At 46.6% G+C, this 3,645-nt stretch carries 7 protein-coding genes; 3 read left to right on the top strand and 4 right to left on the bottom strand.

What is annotated here, in order from left to right:
- The first annotated feature begins 384 nt into the window (after positions 1-384).
- The 3 genes from ACTIE0_RS23380 (at position 385) to ACTIE0_RS23370 (ending at position 2,327) form a co-directional block, all read left to right on the top strand.
- The gene (locus tag ACTIE0_RS23380; RefSeq protein WP_006624475.1) at positions 385-855 is read left to right on the top strand and encodes a DUF29 domain-containing protein; all 471 of its coding nucleotides are present in this window, start codon (positions 385-387) and stop codon (positions 853-855) included.
- Positions 856-1,171: 316 nt separating this feature from the next.
- Complete coding sequence (locus ACTIE0_RS23375; protein WP_071776796.1) at positions 1,172-2,149, top strand: glycosyltransferase; 978 nt, start codon at positions 1,172-1,174, stop codon at positions 2,147-2,149.
- A gap of 28 nt (positions 2,150-2,177) precedes the next feature.
- A complete protein-coding gene (locus ACTIE0_RS23370) occupies positions 2,178-2,327 on the top strand; it encodes a hypothetical protein (protein ID WP_006668728.1) in 150 nt (49 codons plus the stop codon).
- A 261-nt stretch (positions 2,328-2,588) separates the two neighbouring features.
- On the opposite strand, the gene ACTIE0_RS23365 is transcribed toward ACTIE0_RS23370, so the two are convergent.
- The 4 genes from ACTIE0_RS23365 to ACTIE0_RS23350 all read right to left on the bottom strand — a co-directional run.
- Positions 2,589-2,879 carry a PIN domain-containing protein gene (locus tag ACTIE0_RS23365; RefSeq protein ID WP_315640123.1) on the bottom strand — a complete coding sequence of 97 codons (291 nt, stop codon included), beginning with the start codon at positions 2,877-2,879 and terminating at the stop codon, positions 2,589-2,591.
- On the bottom strand, positions 2,866-2,991 hold the full coding sequence (locus ACTIE0_RS23360; protein ID WP_260378521.1) for a hypothetical protein: 126 nt from the start codon (positions 2,989-2,991) through the stop codon (positions 2,866-2,868). The genes ACTIE0_RS23365 and ACTIE0_RS23360 overlap by 14 nt, the downstream gene beginning before the upstream one ends.
- Positions 2,992-2,997: 6 nt before the next feature.
- On the bottom strand, positions 2,998-3,273 hold the full coding sequence (locus ACTIE0_RS23355; RefSeq protein ID WP_006670159.1) for a hypothetical protein: 276 nt from the start codon (positions 3,271-3,273) through the stop codon (positions 2,998-3,000).
- Between the two features lie 24 nt (positions 3,274-3,297).
- The coding region (locus tag ACTIE0_RS23350) for a hypothetical protein (RefSeq protein WP_439517009.1) at positions 3,298-3,645 on the bottom strand (348 nt) is incomplete at its 5' end.

Raw genomic sequence — 3,645 nt, 5'->3', positions numbered from 1 at the left:
AATCCCCAGGGTCAGCCGTTTTCTTCTCCCCTGGAAATCGAGCAACAATTACAACAGGAGCGCTCGCGAGCCGAACAAGTGACCGCCGAGTTGGAAGAGGAGCGCCGAAAGACTAAAAGGTTGGAGATGTTGTTGCGGGAAGCGGGGATTGATGGCGATCGCTTATAGAAGTAGAACTGGCTTGTTGCCTGTGTTATAATTCCAGGGTGGGGTAAGGCGATCGCTTTTTCACCATGCCAATGCCTCCCATGGTAGCACCGGCATCGGTGCCTGTTGAAACCTGCGCTCCGGTCGGCGCTATGTTGTCAATCTTATGGTAACATGATTTCACATTAAGGATGCGATCGCCAATCAAGGGCGACCATTCGGATATGGGGAAACAATATGAAAAATGCCCTCAACAATCAACTGCAAGACTTGTATCAAACCGACAGTTATTTATGGTTGCAAAAAACCGTCGAATTGTTGAAAGCAGAAGACTTCCGACATTTGGATTTAGACGGCTTAATTGAGGAGTTGGAAAGTTGGGGTAGGAGTCAATTTAATCAAGCCAGAATTCGGTTGCGACAAATCATCATCCATCTTCTGTTATGGGAATACTGGGAGCAAGAATACGAGCGCAACTGTCGGCATTGGCAATCAGAAATAATTGCGTTTCGAGATGATTTGATTCATGAACTGACCGCGAGTTTGCAAAATAAGCTGATTCTCCAATTGGACTCTATCTATCATGTCGCGGTAAGTTTCGTAATCAAAAAAACGGGTTTATCTAAAAGTATATTTCCGGCTAATTGCCCTTATAATTTTGAACAATTATTGGATGATAACTGGTATCCAAATCATCAGTTAAGCTGATGAAAATTACATGATTTCATGAAAAAGAAACCGCTATCCCCTCGGCGGCGATCGCATTCTCTCAAAAATTGTCGGCAGTTCCTATTTGTTGTCTGGCGGCGATAGGGGATATGTGCTAGGCAGACCCTAGGCGATCGCTTACAACCTTTTCAGTAATTATGCAATAGGCTGTCAAAGTCCCTCTGTCCACCTGGGATCCAGATTTAGGGTGAGGGTAATGTTTAGCACGATTTCTGAACAACCTGTATAGAAGGATAACTGGCCTGTTGCCTGTGTTATAATTGCAGTCTAATTGTGAGTCACTAGGAGGCGGAATCTGAATCAACATCCGAGGGTCAGTGTAATTATTCCCGTTTATAATGGCGATCGCTTTTTAGGGGAAGCGATCGAAAGTGTTTTAAGCCAAACCTATCAAGACTATGAAATCATAGTTGTTGATGATGGTTCCACAGATGGAACCTCCGAGGTAGTCGCATCATTAGGGGATAAAATTAGATATTTTCACCAGGAAAATCAAGGTTCTGCTGTAGCTCGGAATTTGGGGATTCACCAAGCCAAGGGGGAGTTAATTGCCTTTTTAGATGCCGATGATTTTTGGCTGTTACCAGAAAAGTTAGCACAACAGGTGAGTTTATTTGACCAACAGCCTAATTTAGCGATCGTCCAGACCGGATGGCGCATTGTCGATGAACTCCGTAATCAAATCATTGATGTCGAACCTTGGCATAAAGTTCCCGAACTCACCTTAGAGAGTTGGTTAAGGTATAAACCCATCAAAACCAGTAGCTTATTAGTCACAAAGAATTCCCTAGAAAAGGCGGGGGGTTTTGATAGGGAGTTGCGACAATCCCACGATGTCGATTTAGTCTTGCGTTTAGCCTTGATGGGGTGTGAGGCGACTTGGTGGCCGCGGGTTGCCGTGGGTTATCGTCGGTATGGGGGGAACACCACCAGAAACGCGAAAACTCAGGCTGATTGTGTAGTGAGGGTACTAGATAAGTTTTTTGCTCATCAAGATTTACCCCAGTCCATCCGAGCGATCGAGAGTTCTGTGCGCTATCATACTCTGGTATGGCTGGCTTGGTATCACTATGATAAGGGCTTGTATGCGGACATGGCTGATTTTTTAAATCGCTCTTGGGAATATACCCCTTACTATCGAATGGAGACTATTGCCGACTGGGTGGGGTGCTTTAAAAAGTTTTCCGTGCAGAATGGTCAGAGTTGGGATATTGGTTTTTTGACAGATTTACCAGATTGGCAGAATTTGATTAGTAAGACTGTGGTAGACTGATATTTTAGTAATAATTAATAACGCTGGTATGAGTGCGGGTGAGTTACTGAGACAGGCGAATCAGTTGAAACGGTCTGGGAGGTTGGATGAGGCGATCGCATTACATCACAGCCCGCCTACCACTACCCTAGCAGGATTACTGAAATCCAGGGAAATGGGGATGGCGATCGCTTTTTGAAAACCATCCACCGCCTCTTCTAGCTGACGGCTCGGCAGCAGTTGATTACCCCTCACTAAATCCCTGACTCCCCAGAATCAAGTCTATATAGACCGGTTGGATTCACCCAGGGATTATACCATCATCAGGATATTCTGGCGAAGGATTTGAATCAACCCACAATCAACTACACTTGTCAAGTACGGATAACCGAATGCTTTATTCCGGCAAACCGAATGCCGCTGGCTCTAGGTAATGCGATCGCCGCCCTCCGTATGGGAGCTAAACTTCCCAATCTTCTATTCTCAACTCCGAGACTCGCTCAAATTCTCTTGTATTATGAGTGACCAATATTAAATGATTGACAATGGCTCGCGCCGCCATCAGCAAATCATAGGGGCCGATTGGCGTTCCCAAACTTGCCAAGTTGTTTCTGATTTCTCCCGCCTTTTTGGCGGCTCTATCATCCCCAGGTAAGGAGACAAAAAAATCTAAAAATTCTTGTTGCCTTGCCAAGTTTGGCGGCGGATTTCCACTCCGCATCGCCCCATAAAATAACTCAAATTTCACCACGGAACAAACGGCGATATCTGTCGGATCGATCGCTTCTAATTTGTTCGGTGAGAAGTTGCGATCGCCGATTCAAATAGATGGCGACAACGTTGGTATCTAGTAAATACAGCACTTGAATTTATCGAGTTGCGAACAGTTCTTCGGGCGGATCGTCCAATTCCGCAGAGACTCCTTCTTCATCGATGATGATGGGAGCATCCGCACAACTGCCCCAAGTTTTTTCAAAGAAATCTGACAGCCATTTGGGGTGTTTGGTTGCTTTCTCTTGCCGTGGGGGTGTCGTCGCTTGGAATAGGACCAAGACCTCGAGTTCGGTGTTCTTGACTTCGGAGGGCATCTGCACTTTTAAGATGCCATCTTCTCCGATATGGGTCGCCAAACGAATGTTTTGCATGGGGGGCGATCGGCATTTGATGGGCTATGATGCTTTGATTGTATCACCAACGCTTGTAGCACAGGCATCTTGCCTGTATAATCGGGAGCGTCGCTCCCATCCCGTCAACCCCCAGCGCTTATGACCCCATCGGAATTGCTGACGACACCTGTTGTTGCGATCGCATTCCCGTACCCCGACACGACGCGGAAGGTGTTTGATGTGATGTGGCGGGTGCAGCGGTCCCCACAGAAGCGCGATCGCACCGGATATTGACTCCTGTAACTCAGTCGGCGCTCTTATACATATTTTGAAAAAATTGTCAAGTGCGGATAACCGAATACGTGGTTCCGGCCAACCGAATCGCGAGGGGGGCGAGGCGATCGCGCTAGG

It is taken from the genome of Limnospira sp., assembly GCF_051859755.1.
GTDB classification, from domain to species: domain Bacteria; phylum Cyanobacteriota; class Cyanobacteriia; order Cyanobacteriales; family Microcoleaceae; genus Limnospira; species Limnospira fusiformis.
The sequence above is the reverse complement of the archived record's forward strand: the minus strand, read 5'-3'. Positions and strand labels throughout refer to the sequence as shown.

Coding starts and splice junctions, on each gene's coding strand:
- ACTIE0_RS23355 (WP_006670159.1), bottom strand. CDS start 3,273: ATGCAAAACATTCGTTTGGCGACCCATATCGGAGAAGATGGCATCTTA.
- ACTIE0_RS23370 (WP_006668728.1), top strand. CDS start 2,178: ATGAGTGCGGGTGAGTTACTGAGACAGGCGAATCAGTTGAAACGGTCT.
- ACTIE0_RS23380 (WP_006624475.1), top strand. CDS start 385: ATGAAAAATGCCCTCAACAATCAACTGCAAGACTTGTATCAAACCGAC.